Genomic DNA, 17,265 nt, shown 5'->3' with positions numbered 1-17,265 from the left:
GAGAGTGGTGACATCTTCATTTCGCGGAGTGCGCCGTCGCGGGCTGCTCCGGCGGGCCCGATCGCCCCGTCCAGCCCTCGGCCGCAGAGAACGCGGCGCCCAGCGCCGCTGCCGCCGTCAGCAGTGTCACGACTGCGATATGGCCGACCTGGCGCACAACATCGAGCCGACATGGCTTTGCACAACACTGCGCGATCCCGGCTGTCACCGCCTCAGGTGGACGGCCGGTCGAACGGAGGTTCCGGCGCCGGGCCCGTCATCCGGCACAATTTCCCGCCCGCGCCGCCGCGACCATGGCGCGGGTCACGATCTCGAGGTCCGTGGCATCGCTGATGAACGGCGGCATTGCGTACACCAGATCGCGGAACGGCCGGATCCAGGCGCCCGCGGCGACGGCCGCGTCGGTGGCCGCCCGCATATCCACGGGGCGGTCGAGCTGGATGACTCCTATCCCGCCGAGCACCCGAACATCGGTCACACCCGGCAGCTCCCGGGCCGGTCCCAGCCCTTCCCGCAGCCCATGTTCCAGCCGCGCGACGTCACCGCGCCAATCACGCGACAGCAGCAGTTCTATGGAGGCGACCGCGACCGCGCAGGCCAGCGGGTTACCCATGAACGTCGGCCCGTGCATGAGGCCGCCGTGGGCCGCGCTGACGGTTTCGGCGAGTTCGGTGGTGCACAGCGCTGCGGCGAGGGTCAGGTAGCCGCCGGTGAGCGCCTTGCCGACACACATGACATCGGGTGACACCCCGGCGTGCTCGGCCGCGAACAGTGTTCCGGTGCGACCGAATCCGGTGGCGATCTCGTCGAAGATCAGCAGCACCCCGTGTTCGTCGCAGAGCCGGCGCAGATCGGCCAGATAACGGGGGTCGTGCCAGCGCATCCCGCCGGCGCCCTGCACCACGGGTTCCACCACGACGGCGGCGAGTTCGGCGGCATGCCGGGCGACGGCCGCTTCGAGCTCGCGTACGTAGTCCGGGCGGTATTCCCGCGGCGGCGCGGAGACGAAGACCTGATCGGCCAGTACATCGGTCCACAGGGCGTGCATGCCGCCGTCGGGGTCGCAGACGCTCATCGGGGTGAAGGTGTCGCCGTGATAGCCACCGCGCCAGGTGAGCAGGCGGCGTTTGCCGGGTCTACCCACCGACCGCCAGTACTGCAGGCACATCTTCACCGCGACCTCGATCGATACCGAACCGGAGTCGCAGAGGAACACCTTGTCCAAACCGGCGGGAGTGTGCCGCACCAGCAGTTCGCAGAGGCGGGCGGCGGGTTCGTGGGTGAGCCCGCCGAACATGACATGACTCATCCGCCCCGCCTGCTCCGTCAGCGCGGCGTCGAGGACCGGATGCCGGTAACCGTGCACGGCCGCCCACCACGAGCTCATTCCGTCGACGAGTTCCCGCCCGTCGGCCAGGGTGAGCCTGGCGCCCGAGGCGGACGCGACAACCAGAGGTTCGGTGGTGGCCGGAAATCCGCCGTAGGGATGCCAGACGTGGCGGGCGTCCAGCGCCGAGATCTCCGCCGCGGTGAGCGGCGCGGCAGCAGTGGTCACGAAGATCCTCACGTCGGAGTCGGCGGCCACCCGCGGCGACCTGAACGCCGTTCAAGTTACCAAAGCCGGCCGGACAACATGAGAACGCCATCGAGCGGCACGGCGACCATCACCGGCATCCGGTCGACGAGGCGAGCGGCGCCTCCTACCCCCACGGGGCCCGCACCGGCCCGCCTACCGCTATGGCGCACCGGCACTCGCGTCCCGCGTCGTACCGAGAACGTCCACAACCCGTGTGAGCAGTTTCAACAATTCGCCCATACCCCCCTCCCCGACCTCACGCGTGATCCGCTGCTCGATCCCGGCGATCCGCTCCCCGGCCAGCGCCAGTGCCGCCCGGCCCGCCGGGGTGCACACCACCTGCCGCGCCCGCCGGTCGGCCGGATCCACCTGCCGGCGCACCAGGCCCGCACTTTCCAGCTGCCCCACCAGTTCGCCCATCGACTGCTGCGTCATTCCCGCCGCCTGCGCCAGCTCGCCCACCCGCGAGCCGGCCGGGTCGAGGTAGCGGAAGACCGCGTAGTGCGCGGGTCGCAGGTCGCCGGACAGCCGGGCCCGCAAGTCGGCGTTCAGTTCGTTCTCGACGGCCGCGGTCGCAAGGGTCAGCAGCTTCAACAGAGAGGGACGTTCGGGTGTTGACATATTATGAAGGTTACCTTTCTAATTGAGGGATGTCGTCCCGGGTACTCACCTTCCGCAACGGTCACCGCATCACCCTGGTCGACCAGGGCACCGACGACCGCGGCCCATATCTGCGCCTGCGGCACGACCTTCCCGAACCCGGCCGCCAGGCCGGGCCCCACTGGCATCCGGTACTCACCGAGGAGTGGACGGTGCGCCGGGGCGCCGTGCGATTCCGGATCGATGGCCGCGAAATCCTCGCCCGGCCGGGCGATACCGTCACGGCCCCGGCGCGCGCCGTGCACGAGTTCCACAACGAGGCCCGCGATACCGTGCTCGACCACGAGATCCGGCCACCGCTGCGGCATTGGCAGATGTTCACCCTGTGGAGCGCCCTGGACGAGGCCGGCGCCACCACCGGCGCCGGCGTACCACGCAACCCGTTGGCGCTCGCCCTGCTCTGGGAACTACAGGACGGCTACCTCGCCGGAATACCCTCCTGGCTGCAACGCGTCACCCTCGGAAGCCTCGCCGCAATCGCACGGCGAACCGGTTACGCGCGCCGCCTGGGTATGTCATACGCGGCTAACTGAACAGTTGACCAACGGCCCCCGGCGGAACTCCGCCGGAATGGCGCTAGGGTTTTGACCATGCACGCGTCCGACCCGCTGCCCGAGGGTGCGGCACCACCACCGCGATCGCCGGATCTCCCCCGGCCCCGGGGCCACGCCTATCACCCGCGGTGACCCGTTCCCGCCGCTGATCGCGCAGCCCCATCTGTCCGCCGTGCCACCCCAGGACCCGACCGAGAACCGTATGCCCGCAGACCCGCCGCGTTTTCGCCCCAATCCGCGACTCACCCCGGTCCGCAGCACCTACCGGCTGCAGCTGCGACCGGACGGCCTCACCTTCGCGCAGGCCGCGGCGATCGCGGAGTACCTCCAGCAACTCGGGGTTTCCCATATCTACCTGTCCCCGGTGATGACCGCCGCGCGCGGTTCCACGCACGGTTACGACGTCACCGACCCCACCGTCGTCTCCCCCGCGCTCGGCGGCCCTGTCGGCCTGAAAACCTTGGCCGACGAGGCCCGCAACCGCGGTATGGGACTGATCATGGATCTGGTCCCCAACCATGTGGGAGTGGCGGATCCCCAGCAGAACCCCTGGTGGTGGCATGTGCTGCAGTACGGCCGCAAATCCCAGTTCGCGCCGTTCTTCGATATCGACTGGAGCCCGGGTAACGGCGTCGGGGGGCGGCTGGCGCTACCGGTGCTGCGCAGTGAGAACGATCCGGCCGCGCTGACCGTCGACCGGTCCGGGCCCGAACCACTGCTGGCGCTCTACGATCTGCGTTTCCCGATCGCCCCGGGCACCGACGGCGACAATGCGCTGCGGATCCACGACAAACAGCACTACCGGCTGGTGAGCCGGAAATCCGGGATCTGTGGGTACCGTCGCTACCTGTCGATCGACGGACTGGCCGCGCTGCGCCAGGAGGATCCGCACGTTTTCGAGGCCACCCATCGGGAACTGGCGGCCTGGTGCGAACACGACCTCATCGACGGTGTGCGGGTGGACCACCCCGACGGACTGGCCGACCCGACGGACTACCTGCAGCGCCTGCGCCGGTTGATCGGACCGAACCGGTTACTGCTGGTGGAGAAAACCCTCGCCAACCGCGAACCCCTCGACGCCACCCTCCCGATCGACGGCACCACCGGTTACGACACCCTCGCCGATTTCGGCGGTGTGCTGCTCGAACCCGCCGGCGAGCCGGTCCTCACCGAACTGTCCCGGCATATCACCGGCCACGGCAGCGACCGCGTATGGGTGGGCGAAAAAGAACACCGCATCAAACGCGCGGTGGCGGAAAGTATTCTGCTGCCGGAGATCCGCCGGCTGGTCGCCGCGATCAAAGAGGATGCGGGCGCCGAGGATTTCGACACCATGGCGCTCACCAACGCCACCATCGAGGTGCTGTCGTTCCTGCCGGTGGCCCGGGCCGACTACACCCCGCTCGCGGGCATGATCAGCGCCGTGCTGGCCGAGGTGGAGAAGCGCAATGCCGAACTGCGGGTTCCGCTGTCGGTGCTGGTGACGGCGCTGACCCGCGGGGCTTCCGCGTGGAGCAGGTTCCATCAGGTGAGTACGGCGATCGGTGCGAAAGCCGTGGAGGACATCCTGTTCTACCGCGCGGTGCGACTGGTCTCGCTGCAGGAACTCGGTGGGAACCCGGCCCGTTTCGGTCGTACCGTCAACGAATTCCATCTCGCCAACGCGTCGCGGGCGCTGCGCTGGCCCGCCTCGATGACCACCCTGTCGACGCACGACACCAAACGCGGCGAGGATGTGCGGGCACGGATCGGGATCCTGTCCCAGGTGCCGCGGATGTGGGCGCGGGCGGTCACATTGTGGCTGGAGAAACTGCCACCGCCCGACGGTGCGACCGCACTGTTCCTGTTGCAGAACATGTTCGGGATGTGGCCGGCCGACGGCCGCCCCGCGTCTTCGGTGCCGGGGCTGCGCGAACGCGTGCACCGCTTCGCCGAGAAGGCGATGCGCGAATCCGGGCTGCACACCGCGTGGGAGGAACCCGACGTGGAGTTCGAGAACGCGGTGCACACCTGGCTGGACCAGGTGATCGACGGACCGGTGGGCCGCCAGCTCACCGATCTCGCCCACGATCTGGCACCGCACGCCTGGTCGGATTCGCTGGCGCAGAAACTGCTGCAACTGTGCGGGCCCGGGATCCCGGATATCTACCAGGGCTGCGAGATCTGGGAGGACTCCCTGGTCGACCCGGACAACCGGCGCCCGGTGGATTTCGGCTCCCGGATCGCGATGCTGCACACCCTCACCACCACCCCGGCCCTGGATATCACCGGCGCCGCGAAGATGTGGGTGGTGGCGTATGCGCTGTGGTTGCGCCGGGAACGGCCGGAATGTTTCGTCGGCGGCGGCTATACGCCGGTATTCGGGCACGGTGAGCACGCCGACAAACTGGTGGCCTACGCCCGCGGGCGGGTCGGGGCGGATCCGGAGATCCTCGTGGCAGTGACCCGGCACAGTGTGGCGATCGGCGAAACCGGCTGGGCCGATACCTATCTCGAGCTGCCGTCCGGGTCCTGGACCGACCGGCTCACCGGTCACACTTTCCAGAATCGTGCCCGAACCGAGAAACTGTTCGCCCGCCTCCCTGTCGCGCTCCTGGTCCGCTGAACGTTCCCGGAACCCGTCAGGATTCGGTGATCCGCGGGAACGGGCGCTGCGCCTCCAGCAGGAAGGCCAGTTCGAGCAGCGTCCGTTCGTCGCCGTAGGCGCCGCTGAGCATCACCCCGACCGGCAGGCCGGTGCCGGTGAGCCCGGCCGGGACCGCGATCGACGGCGATCCGGTGACATTGTTGATCGGCGTATAGCCCACGAAATTCGTGACCCGGTCGAGCAGTTCGTCGAACGGTACGCCCGGGCGGAGATACCCGAGTTCGGGTGTGGTGTGGGTGAGCACCGGCGACAGGATCACGTCGTAGCGGGTGAGGACCTCGTCGTAGTCGGCGCGGGCCTTGTTCAGCCGGTACAGGGAGCCGGGGGTCGCCAGGAGCCGCCGGCGGAAGGAGGCGGCGAGACCCCTCGTGAAAGCGTCCAGGCGGGCGGCGTCGAAGCTGCGGCCGTGGCTCAATTTGCCGGTCACTCCCGACATCTGCGCCAGGAAACCCCAGTAGCGCAGGAAATCCTCCACCAGGCTCGGTGCCACCGGGGAGGCCATCGGCTCGAGGGAATGCCCTGCCGCTTCGAGGATCTCGGCGGTGCTGTGGACGGCTGCCGCTGTCTCGGCATCGGGTTCACGGCCGTTGCAGGCGGTGGTGAGCAATCCGATCCGCAACCTGCGCGCCGACGGGCCCTCGACGGTCCCGATGGGCGGAAGCTTCGGGTTGCGCCAGTATTTTTCGGCGGCGGCGTGATAGGCGGCCTGGTCGCGCACCGAGCGCGTGAGGACACCTTCGGAGACCAGTTTGATCGGCAACTGCCGGGCCTGCGCATTGTCCAGATGCCGGAACCGGCTGGGTTTCAAGGACACCAGACCGGCGCAGGCCGCCGGGATACGCAGGGAACCGCCGCCGTCGTTACCATGCGCGACCGGTACCACACCCGCCGCGACCATCGCCGCCGAACCGCCCGACGACCCGCCGACCGTGTAGCCGGTATCCCACGGATTGCGGGTGGGATCGCTGCTCTCGAATTCCGTGGTGGAGGTGAAACCGAACTCCGGCATGGTGGTTTTGCCGAGAACCGTGATCCCGGTGCTGAGGAGCTGGGCGGTGAAACGGTCGTCCTTCCCCGCCGGATGCGGGGTGATGGCGGCGCTACCGTGACAGCTGGGCAGCCCCGCCACGTCGGCGTTGTCCTTCACGAAGGCCGGGACGCCGTACCAGGTACCGGAATCGTTCGCCGCGTGCCGTGGGGCCGGGCAGTGATGCGCGATGGCGTTCAGCCGCGGATTCACCGCCTCCGCGCGCGCCAGCGCCGCCGCCGCGAGTTCGTCGGGACGCACTGCCCCGGAACCGGCCAGCTCCGCCAGCGCTACCGCATCGTGGTCGCCCAGCACATCGTCGGTGAAGGCATGTACTCGATCGCTCATATCTCGGCTCGCGTGTACGTCGGGGCCGGCGCACGAACCGGCCGGACCAAGTTGGACATAAGTTCAGTTCGGCCCAGAGTAGTACGTGGACGACCTTTGCGGAGCCGGAGCGATATACCGATCCCGGCGGCGGAGCCGCACGCGGGTACTACCGCGCTGTCCGCCACCACCCCAGCGTCCACAGCAGGGCACCGGCAGCGGCGCCGAGCAATACGCCGGCCTGTAGCGATCCGAGAACGAGTGCCGCGGCCAGAAGTGACAGCAGGCCCGCCCCCAGCGCCTCCAGCTTGTACACCGGCCAGCGCGTCCCGGCGATATCGACCTCCGCCCCGGCGCGGGCGGGAGCGCGGGTGTCGAGAGTTTGCGATACGGCCATGCAGTAAGGCTACCCGTGCAGCCAGTGTTCGGTCCATCGAACTTTTGTCTTTCCGCACACATATCCCGCGGCACGACCACCACGACCGGCCGGGAACAATCGCCGGAACCTCCGACGTTGCCCGTGGTATGCCATTGACCGGAGAATACGCACCGTCCACGTCCGACTGGGCCCGCGAGCAGGCCGAGAAGATCGAGAACTCGGGCGGCACCGAGGGTACGACCTTGAACGGTATGCCCGTCATCGTGCTGACCACCGTCGGCAACAAGACCGGCAAGCTCCGTAAGACCGCGCTCATGCGGGTCGAGCACGAGGGCGAATACGCCGTCGTCGCCTCGCTGGGTGGCGCGCCCAAACATCCCGTCTGGTACCACAACATCGTCGCCGAACCGCATGTGGAACTGCAGGACGGCACGGTGACCGAGGACTACACCGCGCGCGAAGTACACGGCGAGGAGAAGGCCGTGTGGTGGGAGCGCGCCGTTGCCGCGTACCCGCCCTACGCCGATTACCAGACCAAGACCGACCGCCAGATCCCCGTCTTCGTGCTGACACCACGCTGACGCGCGGCGACGCCGCCGTGAAATGAACGAAAACCCCAGTACAGACCACCCGCCGCAGTCCGCGACGGCGGCGGGTGGCACCATGGGGCGGGTGTCCGATGTGCTGACCCATCTGCCCGAAGCCCGTCCCGCGCTCACCGCGGACGAGATCGATGCTGCGGCCAAGCGTATTGCGGACATTATCGACCCCACCCCGCTGCAGCTGTGCCCGCGGTTATCCCAGCTCACCGGCGCGCAGGTGTATCTGAAGCGCGAGGATCTGACCGTTGTGCGGTCCTATAAGCTCCGCGGCGCCTACAACCTGGTCGTCCAGCTCAGCGAACCCGAACGGGCGGCCGGTGTGGTCACCGCCAGCGCCGGTAATCACGCCCAGGGCGTGGCATTCGCCTGCCGGGCCATGGGAATCACCGGCCGGATCTACGTGCCGACCACCACCCCCAAGCAGAAACGCGACCGTATCCGCGTGCACGGTGGTGAGTTCGTCGAACTCATCGCGGTCGGGGAAACCTTCGACGCCGCCGCGGCCGCCGCGGCCGCCGATGTCCGGCGCACCGGCGCCACCATGGTGCCCCCGTTCGACGACACCCGCACCGCGGCGGGCCAGGGCACCATCGCCGCGGAAATCCTGGATCAGCTCGAAACACCCCCCGACCTGGTGATCGTCCCCGTCGGCGGCGGTGGATGCCTCGCCGGAGTCGGCACCTACCTGCGGGAACGTTCGCCGCAGACCGGCATCCTCGGGGTCGAGCCGGCCGGGGCCGCGTCCATGACCGCGGCATTGATCGCGGGAACACCGGTCACCCTGCCCGAGGTCGATCCGTTCGTCGACGGTGCCGCGGTGCGCCGCATCGGCAAGGTGCCCTTCGACGCGGTGTCGGATTTCGGCGGCCGGGTGGTCTCGCATGCCTCGCTGCCCCTGCTCACCGGCACCGAATACCCGCCCGGCGCGGGATCGTTCGGCCTGCTGCGCGTCGACGAGGGCGCCATCTGCACGGCCATGCTGGACCTCTACCAGAACGAGGGGATCATCGCCGAACCGGCGGGCGCCCTCGCGGTGACAGCGCTGCTCGAAGCCGCACCGGAACCCGGTTCGACGGTTGTCTGCCTGGTCTCCGGCGGCAACAACGATGTTTCCCGCTACGGCGAGGTGATCGAACGGTCCCTGGTTCACCAGGGTCTCAAGCACTACTTCCTGGTGGATTTCCCGCAGGAACCCGGTGCGCTGCGCCGCTTCCTGGACGAGGTACTCGGGCCCGACGACGACATCACGCTGTTCGAGTACGTCAAACGCAACAACCGGGAGACCGGGGCGGCGCTGGTGGGTGTGGAGCTCGGCGAACGCAGCGGGCTGCAGCCGCTGCTGGACCGGATCGGCCGATCGCCGATCCAGTGCGAACGGCTGGAACCGGGCTCACCGGCCTACCGCTACCTGACCTGACCGGCCCCGTCCGCTGCCCGGCCCGCGGGTCAGGCGGCGGCTTCCCGGGGTGCGCGGCGGGCGATCCGGCGCGCCGACCGGGCACCGCCGACCACCAGCGGTAGCAGCCACGCGAACGCTGGCTGGTCCACGGCCAGCATGTCCAGCGACAGCCGGTTGTGGGCGAAGCCGACCGAGAGGCCGCTGTCCGGATCGGCCCAGCCGAACGAGCCGCCGAGTCCGATATGGCCGAAACCGCGCGGCGCGCCGACCGTCGGCATCGCGTGATAGCCCAGATGCCACAGCGGCCCCATGTACAGGAACAGTCCGGTGTCCGGGCGGTACCGTTCGATCCGGCGGATCGCCTGCATGGTGGCGCCGGACAGGTACCGCTGCCCACCGGCCATACCGTCGCAGGCCAGCGGCTCGTACATGGCGGCCAGCCCGTTGGCCGTGCACACCCCGTTGGCGGCGGGCATCTCGCTGTCCAGTACCGGCGGGTTCGGGCCGGCGAGAATGGCCTCAGCGCCCGGGATGAACAGCGATCGGCTGCTCACGCCGAGCACGCCCGGAATGTTCTGCAACAGGGAGACCAGCCGCGAGCCGTGCGGGGTACCGGCGAAGGCGAAGCCGGTACCGAAACTTTCCGCGGCCATGGTCATCGATCCCGCGGGCGGGCGGCCCAGATGGATACCTTCGATACCCAGTGGCTGCGCGACCTCCTGCTGGAACAGCTGCTTCATACTCGAACCGGTCACCGCCCGCGCCAGGCCGGCGAGGAGCCAGCCGTAGGTCATCGCGTGGTAGGCGGGTACACCGAGCAGGCGGTCGGGCGTGGCGGCGGCCAGCCGTTGCGCCATGAGCTCGTGGTCGAGCAGTTCGGACCCGTGCACGGCCAGTGTGCCCACCCCGGACAACCCCGCTGAATGGGTCAGGACCTGCCGGACGGTGATGCAGTCCTTCTTGTTGCAACCGAACTCGGGCCAGTACTCGGCCACGGGGGCGTCGTAGTCGATCAGCCCCCGGTCGGCGAGGCGGTGCACCACGGTGGAGGCGATCGCCTTGGTCGCCGAGAAGACCATGGCGCCCGTATCGCGGGTCCACGGCCGCTCGGGCGCGGACTCCCCCGTCCAGATATCCAGAATCGGCTCTCCGTGCCGATAGACCGCCAGCGCCGCACCGACACCCTTCCGGCCACCGTAGACCCGGGTGAAGGCGGACGTCAGCCGCCGAAATCCTGCTCCGGCGGTGCCGGAATAAGCGACGCTGCTCATCCTTACACAGTAAGGTCATTCAGCACGTTCCGGCAACGTCCGTCCCGGACGGTATACGGCGCGGCGACCCAACGCACCGATACACCCCGGATGCGGTGAGCTCCCGTGTCCCCTTCTCGGCCCGATACCCGAACGCGATTGTCCGGGACAGCTGCCGCTCGCGCGGTGTGCAATCGGCCGAGATAATTCCCGGCCGAGGATACGGAATAGTCACCACCGGGATGCGAAATGATTCCGGATAATTCCCTCTGCGAAATATCGAGGACACTCGATAAACATTCGAAACGGCGAAATTCTCGAAACGGATATTTCCGTGGATATAGTGGGCCGCATGACCTCCTTGGAACCGCCGATCGTGCGGGACCAGGTGCGCGACGATGCGCTCCCGGTCGCCGACGCGACCCTCTATGCCGGCTGGTTTTCCTGCCTGGCCGACCCGACCCGGGTCCGGTTGTTGCACCAGGTCGCCACGAGCCCCGCCGGAATCCATATCGGCGAAATCGCCGAAGCACTCGGAATCGGTCAGCCGACCGTCTCCCATCACGTCCGCAAACTCACCGACGCCGGATTCGTCACGGTACACAAAGAGGGCACCGCCACACTCGTCACCATCAACCCCGACCGCTGCACGGAACTTCCCCATACCGCCGACGCGGTCATGGGCATTCTGACCCCGCAGCCGCTGTGCCCCGATGATCCGCCCCCGGACGTCACGGTGCGCGCGATGCGCGGCGACGACTGGGCAGCGGTCCGGGCCATCTACGCCAGCCGCGGCACCACCTACCCCGCGGTCTTCGCCGCCGAAGCACCCGAGCGGGAGGCCCTGGACCGGCAATGGCTGCCCGGCCACCGCTGGATCGCCGAAACCGGCGGCCGGGTCGCCGGATGGGCCGCCCTCACCCCGGTCTCCGGGCACGAGTTCTACCGCGATATCGCCGATAGCTGCGTGATGGTCGCCGATGATCTGGAGGGCCGCGGTATCGGAACCGCGCTGCTGCGCCGGCAGGTGATGGCCGCCGAAGACGCCGGGCTGCGCACGCTGCAGACCACCCTGTACCCCGAAGACCGGACCGGTATCTCGGTCCATCACGCGGCCGGTTTCCGCACCGTCGGCATCCGCGAGCGGATCGGCCGGTCCGAAGGACGCTGGCGTGATGCGGTGCTGCTGGAACGCCGCAGTCCACTCAACTGAGCGCGGCCGGCGGTTCACGGGCCGGTACGGACCGGCCGCAGGATCACCTTCAACCACATGGTCGACAAACCGCACAGCACACACAGCACCGCCACCACCGCGGTCAGCCAGTCGAGGAACGACAACCCGCCGAGACCGTGCTCCCCCAGGACGGCGAGCGGATGGACACCCACCATGAGCATGGCGACGGTGCCCAACAGCGAGACCAGCGAGGTCGGCACCCAGCGCATCCACCGGAACGGCCGCACCACCTCGTCCGGCGCCCGGCCGGAAAACACCTGTTCCACCCGCAACCAGGCCATACAGTTCGGTACGAGCACGGCCAGATCGATCAGCAGGGCCGCCAGCGCGACCCCGAGCGCCGCGCGGGGCACAGCGGTCACCGGCCATGCCACCGGCAGGACACCGCTCACCAGCCCGCAGACGGCGAGCACCACCCCCACGGCCGCGATACCCGACCACACCAGCGACCATTTCCGCCGCGACACCGCCAGGGCGACCGTATCGGCGCGCTCGTCCCGCGTGCACGCGTCATACCATCCGGGCGCACCGGCCGAAATCCTCATAGCGCTCCCCGTACCGATCGATCCTGCTGCAACGGCGCCGCTTACGGCCCGGTACCCGGCCTCCGCCCTGCCTCGCCAACCCTAACGATCGGATCGGCACCGCGGAACCTCCCCCGCTGCACGACCCCGAGCCCAACGAAGTCCACGCCACGCTGCGTTGGACCGGCACCACGTACCGCTCAGGATCCGGGCCTCGACCGCCGCTCGAAGCAGCCCTGGGCCGACGGCAGCGCGTCGGCGGGCAACCCGCCCCGTGGCTGTCCACGGTGCCGGCCCGTTCGAGCCCCGGGCGAGGCAATCCTGCGCTGTCGCGGGGACTGTCCGTCACGGGCGTAACGCCGTAGGCGGCTATTCGGCTCGGGCTGAGCCGAATTCGCCGGCGGGTCCGGAAAGTCCTGTTCATCCGGCCGTGGAGCACACAGGCACGGCCGTGGACATCCGACCAGGGGTGTCCGATCCCGGGTAGACCGGGGTTTAGGGTTGTCGATCATGGCCAGACTGTCCCGTGCGCTGATCGCGGCGCTACTGCTCGCCGTCGCGTTGCTCGCGACGGCATGCGGTGGCGGCGACGGCGGGGAGCCCGCCGCCCGTGATCTGTGCGCCCCGCCCGGGCTCGAGGCGGCGTCGGCGGCGCCCGAGAAACTTAACGCGCCCGGCGGCGGGTCCGAGGACCGGTTCACCACCCCGTCCACCCTCCCGGTCGAATCGGTGGATATCTCCCGGCTGGGTCTGATCGAGCCCGGGGTACTGAGCGTGGGGACCCTGTCGGACGCGCCGCCCAGTATCTGTGTGAACTCGGCCGGTTCGTTCACCGGGTTCGACAACGAACTGCTGCGAGCGGTGGCGGCGAAACTCGGGCTGCAGGTGAAGTTCTCCGGGACCGAGTTCGCCGGTCTGCTGGCCCAGGTCGCCGGTAAACGATTCGATGCCGGCTCGTCCAACATCACCACCACTGATGCCCGGCGCGAGCAGGTCGGTTTCACCAACGGCTACGACTTCGGCTACCACTCGCTGGTGGTGAGGGACGGGAGCCCGGTCGGCGGGTTCGACGATCTGGGCCCGGGATCGCGGGTCGCGGTGGTGCAGGGCACCGTGCAGGACGAGTACGTGGTGAACGAACTGGGCCTGGACCCGGTCAAATTCCCCGACTACAACACCGCCTACGCGAATGTGAAAACCGGCCAGGTGGACGCCTGGATCGCCCCGTCCGCGCAGGCCGACGGCGCGATCGCACCGGGTGATGCCACCTCGGTGGTGGAGAACTCGTTCAGCCTGGACAATTTCGCGGCCTGGGCCGTCGCGAAGAACAACCAGCCGCTGATCGACGCCCTCAATGCCGGCCTGGACGCGGTGATCGCCGACGGGACCTACGCCCGCCTGTACAGCGACTGGGTACCCCGCGAACTGCCGCCCGGCTGGAAACCCGGATCCAAGGCCGCGCCCGCTCCCGACCTTCCGGATTTCGCGGCGGTCGCCGCCGAACGCGAACCGCAGCAACACACCGAACAGGCGCCGAAATCCACGCTGGAACAGCTGCGTGACACCTTCTTCGACTGGTCGCTGTACAAGCAGGCGTTCCCGGAGCTGTTCAAGACCGGGCTGCCCAACACCCTGATCCTCGCGGTCGTCTCCGGGATCCTGGGCACCGTCATCGGAATGCTGCTGGCGGTCGCGGGGATTGCCCGCACCCGCTGGCTGCGCTGGCCGGCCCGGATCTACACCGATATCTTCCGCGGGCTGCCCGCGGTGGTGATCATCTTGATCATCGGCCTCGGGGTCGGACCGGTCGCCAGTGGGCTCACCGGTAACAACCCCTACTGGCTGGGTGCAGTGGCGCTGGCCCTGCTCGCCTCGGCCTATATCGGTGAGATCTTCCGGTCCGGTATCCAATCGGTGGAGCCCGGCCAACTGGAAGCGGCCCGCGCGATCGGCTTCGGTTACCGGCAGGCGATGACGCTGGTCGTGATCCCGCAGGGCGTGCGCCGGGTGCTGCCCGCCCTGATGAACCAGTTCATCGCGTTGATCAAGGATTCCTCGCTGATCTACTTCCTGGGCCTGCTGGCGACCCAGCGCGAACTGTTCGCGGTCGGCCGCGATCTGAACGCGCAGACCGGGAATCTGTCCCCGCTGGTCGCGGCCGGTCTCGTCTACCTGCTGCTGACCATTCCGCTGACCCATCTGGTGAACTACATCGACCACCGGATGCGTACCGGGCGCCCCGACCAGCCGATCGACCAGGTCGAACAGCAAACCATCACGGAAGGGCGGGGATAGGCGATGAGTTCCGCACTGACCGGTACCGGATTGCATCTGCGGCTGGGTAACAACCAGATCCTGCGCGGCGTGGACATCCACGTGGACGCGGGCCGGACGACCACCGTGATCGGGCCGTCCGGGTCGGGTAAATCCACCCTGCTACGGGTCCTCAACCGGCTCTACGAACCGGATTCCGGCGATATCCTGCTCGACGGTACATCGGTACTGGCCGAACATCCCGACCGCCTGCGCCAGCGCATCGGGATGGTGTTCCAGCAGTTCAACCTGTTCCCGCACCGGACGGTCGCCGACAATATCGCCCTGGGCCCGCGCAAACTACGCGGGCTGAACAAGGAGGAGTCGCGCGCACTGGCGATGGAACAGCTCGAGGTGGTGGGGCTGGCCGGTAAAGCCGATTCCCGGCCCGCCAATCTCTCCGGCGGCCAGCAGCAACGGGTGGCGATCGCGCGGGCGCTGGCTATGAAACCCGACATCATGTTCTTCGACGAGGCCACCTCGGCCCTGGACCCGGAGCTGGTCAAGGGCATCCTGGCGGTGATGTCGGATCTGGCCGCGGGCGGGATGTCGATGATCGTGGTGACCCACGAAATGGGTTTCGCGCGCAGCGTTTCCGACCATGTGGTGTTCATGGACGCCGGCCAGGTCGTGGAATCCGGCCGGCCCGAAGCCCTCTTCGACGACGCCGAAACACCCCGGCTGCGCCGCTTTCTCGATCAGGTGCTGTAGGTGTTCAGCGTTGCCGCCAGCTCAGCGGACCGGGCAGGTCGACGCTGTTCTTCCTCGTCCGGGAGTTCCACGACCACGGTCCGATCTTTATCCCCCACGAGGACATACCCGTCTGGGTGAAATTGAACTTCAGCGGTCCGAAGGATGTGCGTTTCCGGAACCTGATGGGCATGGCGACCTCCCTGACTCGGCCCCAGGATAGCGGTTCCGGGTGTTCACCCATGGCGTTCGATCGCCCCGGGTGCCAGAGTGGAGGACGTGGGAATCTACCGCGATCGTTTCGTACCTCGTCTGGTCAACGTTGCCTGCGGGATGAAAGCGAACGAACCGCTGCGCGAGCGGGTGTGCTCGGGGCTGTCGGGCCGGGTGATCGAGCTGGGTTTCGGTTCCGGTCTGAATGTGCCGTACTACCCGGCGACTGTCACCTCGGTGAGCGCCGTCGAACCGGCCGACCTGGGATGGAAGCTCGCGGCCGGGCGGCTCGCCGAGGCCCGGGTTCCGGTCGAACGGGCCGGCCTGGACGGTCAGCGGCTACCGTTTCCCGAGAACAGTTTCGATACCGCACTGTCGACCTGGACCATGTGCACCATCCCCGATATCGGCGCCGCCCTTGCCGAATTGCGTCGTGTCCTGGTGCCCGGCGGCACCCTGCATTTCGTCGAACACGGACTCTCCCCGGACCCGAAGGTCCAGCGCTGGCAGCATCGGCTCGACCCGCTGCAGCAGCGGATCGCCGGCGGCTGCCATCTGAACCGCGATATCGCCACCCTCATCCGGTCCGGCGGGTTCGAGATCCGCGATCTGGATGTCTTCAAGGGACAAGGGCCCGCATTTCTCGACTCCCAATCGCTCGGAGTCGCCGCGGCCGCGTGAACCGACCGGCGCAGCCCGGCCGGGTACCGCCGCCGGATCCGGCGAACGGTGTGCCGGGTGTGCTTGCTCCCCGGTCACCGGGAACCATTGGGTGATCGCCTGCGTCGAAGGTAGAAAGAACCCGACGCGGAAACGAGGAAAGGCAACCGATGGGCATCGAGGATCGCGCGGCCACCCAGGCAGCCGGCGAGATACTGCGGGAGAGCGTGGACGATCTCATGGCCACGTTCGAACGGCAGCGCGCGGAAATGGCGGAGGTCGAGCAGCGGCTTGCCGCGACCACGGTGACGGCCTGGTCGGCGGACAACCTGGTCCGCGTCGATGCCAATACCGCCGGCGTCCCCGTGGATGTGCAGCTGACTCCGGAGGCATTCAAACGGTCCACGCCCGAAAAACTCGGGCGTTCGATCCTCGAAGCCGTGCAGAGCGCGGCCCGGCAGGCCACCGAGGTCTCCCAGCAGGCGTGGGCGCCACTCACGGAGCTGGCCGGCGATATCCCGGACCTGCCCGATATCGCCCCGGGGATGCCCAGTATCAAATCCGTCGTCGACAACCTCTTCCCCGATCCGGTCACCGATCCCGTCCCGGCGGAGCCGATGAACGACGAGGACGAAGACGAGTACTTCCGTAACCGCGGCTACCTGGACGGTGGTAAATGAGCGAGATCAAGGTCGACGAAGAAGCCCTGCAGACTGCGCGGCCCGCCATTGCCAGGGTGGCCGACCAGGTTGCCGACGCGGTGAACGCCGCGCTCGGCGTGATCAACGGCGAGGGCGAATGCTGGGGCGGTGACGAGATCGGCCAGAAATTCGCGGAGACCTACAAACCCGGCGCCGAGGAAGGACTCACCGGGCTGAACCTGCTCAACCAGGCGGTCAACGGGGTCGGTGACGGTATCGGAGCCGTCGCGACGGATTTCGGCAACCAGGACGAGACCAACGCCGGCGCACTCAACGCCGTAGCCCCTGAGTAACACGCCCCCGAATCGCACCCACATCGGCTGGCGGTCGTCCGCAGCCCGCACAGACGACCGGCCCCGCCTGCGAGGTGGTTGCGACGCGCGAATTTCCCGAGACGGGGCACACCGGATCAGGTGCTGGAGTCGGGGATACCGCTGGACGCATCCCGATGGTCTCGAAGGGCCGACGCACCGAACCGGCGCAAATCTCCGCCCCGGCCACCCCGGGCA

The 17,265-nt window shown here is 68.3% G+C and carries 17 protein-coding genes; 10 read left to right on the top strand and 7 right to left on the bottom strand.

Annotated features, from left to right (window positions below; all coding sequences use genetic code 11):
* Positions 1-256: 256 nt before the first annotated feature.
* Together ACFWPH_RS27410 and ACFWPH_RS27405 are read right to left on the bottom strand one after the other, a co-directional pair.
* Positions 257-1,555 carry an adenosylmethionine--8-amino-7-oxononanoate transaminase gene (locus tag ACFWPH_RS27410; protein WP_378754995.1) on the bottom strand — a complete coding sequence of 433 codons (1,299 nt, stop codon included), beginning with the start codon at positions 1,553-1,555 and terminating at the stop codon, positions 257-259.
* Positions 1,556-1,735: 180 nt separating this feature from the next.
* The gene (locus tag ACFWPH_RS27405; RefSeq protein WP_378754994.1) at positions 1,736-2,197 is read right to left on the bottom strand and encodes a MarR family winged helix-turn-helix transcriptional regulator; all 462 of its coding nucleotides are present in this window, start codon (positions 2,195-2,197) and stop codon (positions 1,736-1,738) included.
* Between the two features lie 29 nt (positions 2,198-2,226).
* Between ACFWPH_RS27405 and ACFWPH_RS27400 the strand changes: the two genes are divergently transcribed.
* Both ACFWPH_RS27400 and treY read left to right on the top strand, forming a co-directional pair.
* The gene (locus tag ACFWPH_RS27400; protein ID WP_378754993.1) at positions 2,227-2,769 is read left to right on the top strand and encodes a cupin domain-containing protein; all 543 of its coding nucleotides are present in this window, start codon (positions 2,227-2,229) and stop codon (positions 2,767-2,769) included.
* 223 nt (positions 2,770-2,992) lie between these two features.
* Positions 2,993-5,395 carry a malto-oligosyltrehalose synthase gene (gene treY, locus ACFWPH_RS27395; protein ID WP_378754992.1) on the top strand — a complete coding sequence of 801 codons (2,403 nt, stop codon included), beginning with the start codon at positions 2,993-2,995 and terminating at the stop codon, positions 5,393-5,395.
* A 16-nt stretch (positions 5,396-5,411) separates the two neighbouring features.
* On the opposite strand, the gene ACFWPH_RS27390 is transcribed toward treY, so the two are convergent.
* Both ACFWPH_RS27390 and ACFWPH_RS27385 read right to left on the bottom strand, forming a co-directional pair.
* A complete protein-coding gene (locus ACFWPH_RS27390) occupies positions 5,412-6,812 on the bottom strand; it encodes an amidase (protein WP_378754991.1) in 1,401 nt (466 codons plus the stop codon).
* A gap of 148 nt (positions 6,813-6,960) precedes the next feature.
* Positions 6,961-7,188: a hypothetical protein gene (locus tag ACFWPH_RS27385; protein WP_378754990.1), complete on the bottom strand. Its 228-nt coding sequence runs from the start codon at positions 7,186-7,188 to the stop codon at positions 6,961-6,963.
* Between the two features lie 128 nt (positions 7,189-7,316).
* Between ACFWPH_RS27385 and ACFWPH_RS27380 the strand changes: the two genes are divergently transcribed.
* Together ACFWPH_RS27380 and ilvA are read left to right on the top strand one after the other, a co-directional pair.
* Positions 7,317-7,751: a nitroreductase family deazaflavin-dependent oxidoreductase gene (locus ACFWPH_RS27380; RefSeq protein ID WP_378754989.1), complete on the top strand. Its 435-nt coding sequence runs from the start codon at positions 7,317-7,319 to the stop codon at positions 7,749-7,751.
* 91 nt (positions 7,752-7,842) lie between these two features.
* Complete coding sequence (ilvA, locus tag ACFWPH_RS27375; RefSeq protein WP_378754987.1) at positions 7,843-9,189, top strand: threonine ammonia-lyase IlvA; 1,347 nt, start codon at positions 7,843-7,845, stop codon at positions 9,187-9,189.
* A gap of 29 nt (positions 9,190-9,218) precedes the next feature.
* On the opposite strand, the gene ACFWPH_RS27370 is transcribed toward ilvA, so the two are convergent.
* Positions 9,219-10,442, bottom strand: coding sequence for a serine hydrolase domain-containing protein (locus ACFWPH_RS27370; RefSeq protein ID WP_378754985.1), 1,224 nt, complete (start codon positions 10,440-10,442; stop codon positions 9,219-9,221).
* A 331-nt stretch (positions 10,443-10,773) separates the two neighbouring features.
* Here ACFWPH_RS27370 and ACFWPH_RS27365 point away from each other — a divergent pair, with 331 nt between their 5' ends.
* Complete coding sequence (locus tag ACFWPH_RS27365) at positions 10,774-11,634, top strand: helix-turn-helix domain-containing GNAT family N-acetyltransferase (protein WP_378754984.1); 861 nt, start codon at positions 10,774-10,776, stop codon at positions 11,632-11,634.
* 14 nt (positions 11,635-11,648) lie between these two features.
* Here the strand turns inward: ACFWPH_RS27365 and ACFWPH_RS27360 are convergent, their stop codons facing one another.
* Positions 11,649-12,200 (bottom strand): hypothetical protein, encoded by a 552-nt coding sequence (locus tag ACFWPH_RS27360; protein ID WP_378754983.1) that lies wholly within the window; start codon positions 12,198-12,200, stop codon positions 11,649-11,651.
* Between the two features lie 489 nt (positions 12,201-12,689).
* Between ACFWPH_RS27360 and ACFWPH_RS27355 the strand changes: the two genes are divergently transcribed.
* Together ACFWPH_RS27355 and ACFWPH_RS27350 are read left to right on the top strand one after the other, a co-directional pair.
* Entirely contained in the window at positions 12,690-14,474 is a 1,785-nt protein-coding gene (locus ACFWPH_RS27355; RefSeq protein WP_378754982.1) for an ABC transporter substrate-binding protein/permease, read from the top strand.
* 3 nt (positions 14,475-14,477) lie between these two features.
* Positions 14,478-15,203, top strand: a complete 726-nt coding sequence (locus ACFWPH_RS27350) for an amino acid ABC transporter ATP-binding protein (protein ID WP_378754981.1) — start codon at positions 14,478-14,480, stop codon at positions 15,201-15,203.
* Between the two features lie 4 nt (positions 15,204-15,207).
* Here ACFWPH_RS27350 and ACFWPH_RS27345 read toward each other — a convergent pair whose 3' ends face one another.
* Positions 15,208-15,375, bottom strand: coding sequence for a DUF4236 domain-containing protein (locus ACFWPH_RS27345; RefSeq protein ID WP_378754979.1), 168 nt, complete (start codon positions 15,373-15,375; stop codon positions 15,208-15,210).
* Positions 15,376-15,461: 86 nt separating this feature from the next.
* On the opposite strand from ACFWPH_RS27345, the gene ACFWPH_RS27340 reads away from it, so the two are divergent.
* From ACFWPH_RS27340 to ACFWPH_RS27330, 3 genes are all read left to right on the top strand, one after another.
* Positions 15,462-16,076 carry a class I SAM-dependent methyltransferase gene (locus ACFWPH_RS27340; protein WP_378755098.1) on the top strand — a complete coding sequence of 205 codons (615 nt, stop codon included), beginning with the start codon at positions 15,462-15,464 and terminating at the stop codon, positions 16,074-16,076.
* Positions 16,077-16,225: 149 nt separating this feature from the next.
* Entirely contained in the window at positions 16,226-16,735 is a 510-nt protein-coding gene (locus tag ACFWPH_RS27335) for a YbaB/EbfC family nucleoid-associated protein (protein ID WP_378754978.1), read from the top strand.
* Entirely contained in the window at positions 16,732-17,049 is a 318-nt protein-coding gene (locus tag ACFWPH_RS27330) for a WXG100 family type VII secretion target (RefSeq protein ID WP_378754977.1), read from the top strand. Before ACFWPH_RS27335 ends, ACFWPH_RS27330 begins: the two co-directional genes overlap by 4 nt.
* The last annotated feature ends 216 nt before the right edge of the window (positions 17,050-17,265 follow it).

The organism is Nocardia sp. NPDC058499, assembly GCF_042719915.1.
Lineage (GTDB): Bacteria > Actinomycetota > Actinomycetes > Mycobacteriales > Mycobacteriaceae > Nocardia.
Note: the sequence above shows the minus strand (reverse complement) of the source record. Positions and strands in the feature narration are given on the sequence as shown.